This is a genomic window from Streptomyces aurantiacus, assembly GCF_001418335.1.
In the GTDB taxonomy this organism is placed as follows: domain Bacteria; phylum Actinomycetota; class Actinomycetes; order Streptomycetales; family Streptomycetaceae; genus Streptomyces; species Streptomyces aurantiacus.
On the sequence record NZ_LIPP01000465.1, the window covers coordinates 1 to 3,100 of the forward strand.

Here is a 3,100-nt window from a genome sequence, read left to right on the forward strand (position 1 = left end):
CACCGGCACGGCCCAGCCCCCACCCACGACCGCTCAGCCCGCCCACGGCCAGTCGGCGTCATGTGCCGCCTCAAGCAGCGGCACCACCCGGAAAGCCGCGTCCGACAGCCCCCCGAACGTGTGCCGGTTCTCCTTCCCCGAAGGAGCGTGCCCCGCCCGGTACCCGGCAAGGTTCCAGGTGTAGACCGGCACCCGCGCCGGAACCTGCTCGGTCGGATCGCCGTAGTGGCTGTACGTGGCCTGCTCGTCCGTGACGATCAGCACACGGTCGTGCTGCTTGTAGTGCTTGCGCACCGCCTCACTCGTATTCGTACCCCCGAGGTCCCCGAAGCGCTCCAGCACCTTCAGCACCGACTCGCCCCGACGGAACTTCACGACACCGCTGCCGGTGCCGAACTCGACGAGGTCCGCCTTCGCCGCCCGCAGCGCGAGCGCCGTACCGAAGATGGCCGCCGCGTCGGCCCGGTTGAGCTCCGAGCGGTCGGACAGCCGCGAGTAGAACATCGACCCGGACCGGTCGACGAGTACGAGCGTGCGCCCGCCCAGCGCCGGCACATTGGCCAGCGAGTGGCCGAGTGCCTGCTCCAGCGGGTACGACCAGCGCAGCGACGGAGCGTGCCGGTACGCGGCGAGGTACCGGAACGGGAACTGCCGCGACCGCGCGACCTCCGCCGGATCACTGATCTTCGCGGCGACCCGCGCGGCGGCCTCGTCCGAGACCCCGGCCTCGTCGAAGTTCCGCAGGTTCCGGGTCAGCGCCATCGCGCCCATGGACGGAATCACGGCCTCCCAGGCCGCCGCGTCCATCGGCCCCTGCAGCCAGCCGGCCAGCGCCTCCCAGGTCATCCCGGCCGCCGCGAGCCGCTCGGCGCCGCCCTCGGAGGTCACCACCGCACGCCGCTGCGCCACCGGCACCGCCATCAGCTCGCGGTGCGCGGTGAGCACGCGGGCGGACTCGGGCGGCACGGCGGTGTCCGGGTTGTGCCGACGGTCGAGGGCGTACCGGAACAGCTCGCCCTGCCACGGCTTGTCCGGGTCCGGCGCGGCGTGCACGAGGTTGAGGATGTCGCCGAAGCGGTAGCCCTTGGACGCCGTGTCGTACTTCAGCAGCGACTTGCCGCTGTAGAGCCGGCGCACGGCGTCGGCGATGCCCCGCTTCACGGGCTTGGGCACGGCACGGCCGTACCGCGCGGTCCAGTACGCGAGCAGCTCACCGGGCTCGTCCGGACGCCGCAGCACGGAGGCGACGACCTGCCGGTTCGCCGGACCGTCCGTGGCGCCCGCGTCGAGGCGCGCCTTGACGTACTCGGCGGCGCCCACGATCGACGCGGTCCGCATGTTGCCCTCGCCGCGCAGCCAGTCGAGTAGGGCGGCCGTCCACGACGGGTCCGCGACGGCGAGCTGCCGTACGAGCCCGGCGAACCGGTCGTCGCGCGCCTCGCCGCTCTCGTAGAAGGTCTTCTGCGCGACGAAGTTGGCGATCGACAGCAGGAAGAGCTCGGAACGCGGGTCACGCTCCGCTCCCCGCCCGCCCTCGTACGTCCGCAGCACGTGCCCTGTAGAGGTGACGCGCGAAGTGCCCTGGGCCGCCTTCGCAGCCTTGTTGTTGAAGCGTGCCATGGTGAATTCCCCCCCGAATTCATGAGTGTTCCGGAGGAAGGCGCAGCAAATGGAGCGTGCCCGAGTTCAGAGGTCGGCGGCGGACTTATCACCTGGCGCGTCTTCCAGTTCCGCCACATCGACTTCCGACACATCGAATTCTGACACATAGAATTCTGACACATCGGCCGGAAGTCGACGACGGGATTCGAACCCGCATGGTTTCCCACCACGTCCCGAAGTAACCGCTGCCTGCGCACCGGGCACACACCATATGTTGCGCCTCCCGAGATCAAGTCGGCCGCGGCCTGGATTCTTTGCAAGAAGTAGCCGTGACCATCGCACCGGGAGGTGCATGAAATTGTGGTGTCCAGAGTTCAAGGCCGGCGGAACCGACGTAGGTGCTCTAACCCCTGAGCTACACCGGCACGTTGTACCGGTGACGGGACTCGAACCCGCGACCGCCCCATTAAGAGTGGAAGTAGGTCCTGCCTTCGCACCTGGACGTTGTCCACTCTAAGAGGCGGACCACGGACCCGGCGAACGATTTAATTCCCGCCGTACGGAGGGCATTTCAGCGACGCTTCTGCCTCTTCCAGGGCCCCTTGATCGCGACCATGATGCCCGGCACCTGAATGTTGGCGTACAGGGTCTTTCCGTCGGGTGAGAAGGTGACGCCGGTGAACTCGCTGAACTCGGGCTCGTCCTCGGTGCCGATGTTCAGGTCGTTGCGGGCGATGGGATACGTACGGCCGCTGTCGGTCGCGCCGAAGAGGTGGGAGACGCCCTCGCCGTCCTCGGCGATGACGAGACCGCCGTACGGGGAGACGGTGATGTTGTCGGGCCCGTCGAAGGCGCCGTCCTCGGCCGGGTCGGGGTTCACGCCGAGGAGGACCTTCAGGGTCAGCGTGCGGCGCTTGGGGTCGTAGAACCAGACCTGGCCGTCGTGCTGGACCGGGCTCTCCGCACGGGCGTAGGAGGAGACGAGGTAGGCGCCGCCGTCGCTCCACCACATGCCTTCGAGCTTGCGGGCGCGGGTGACCTCGCCGGTGTCGAACTGCTCGCGCACCGGCACGGCCTTGCCGTCGCGGTCGGGCACGTCGATCCAGTCGACCCCGTACACCGTGCCGATCTTCGTGGCGCGGGACAGGTCGTCGACGTAACGGCCGCCGGAGTCGTAGCACTTGGGCGCCTGGAGCACGCCCGCGTCGTCGGCGAGGGTACGGAACCTGCCGCGGCCGTGGGTGAAGCCGTGCGGCGGCTTCCAGCGGAAGAACAGGCCGTTGGGCTCGGCGTCGTCCTCGGTGAGGTAGGCGTGGCCGCGCTTCGGGTCGATGACGACGGCCTCGTGGTCGTACCGGCCGAAGAACTTGAGCGGCCGGGGGTCGCGGTTGGCCCGGCGGTCGCTCGGGTCGACCTCGAAGACGTAGCCGTGGTCCTTGGTCATGCCGTTCTCGCCGGCCCGGTCGGAGTTCTCCTCGCAGGTGAGCCAGGTGCCCCA

At 69.2% G+C, this 3,100-nt stretch carries 2 protein-coding genes; both read right to left on the minus strand.

Annotation, left to right across the window (positions count from 1 at the left end):
* Positions 1 to 33 precede the first annotated feature (33 nt).
* Entirely contained in the window at positions 34 to 1,620 is a 1,587-nt protein-coding gene (locus AOK01_RS38740; RefSeq protein ID WP_055520145.1) for a TROVE domain-containing protein, read from the minus strand.
* Between the two features lie 553 nt (positions 1,621 to 2,173).
* A partial coding sequence (locus AOK01_RS38745) for an alkaline phosphatase PhoX (RefSeq protein ID WP_245702600.1) occupies positions 2,174 to 3,100 on the minus strand: 927 nt, incomplete at its 5' end.

Excerpts from the sequence above, each read along its gene's own strand:
- AOK01_RS38740 (WP_055520145.1), bottom strand. The coding sequence starts at position 1,620 with ATGGCACGCTTCAACAACAAGGCTGCGAAGGCGGCCCAGGGCACTTCG.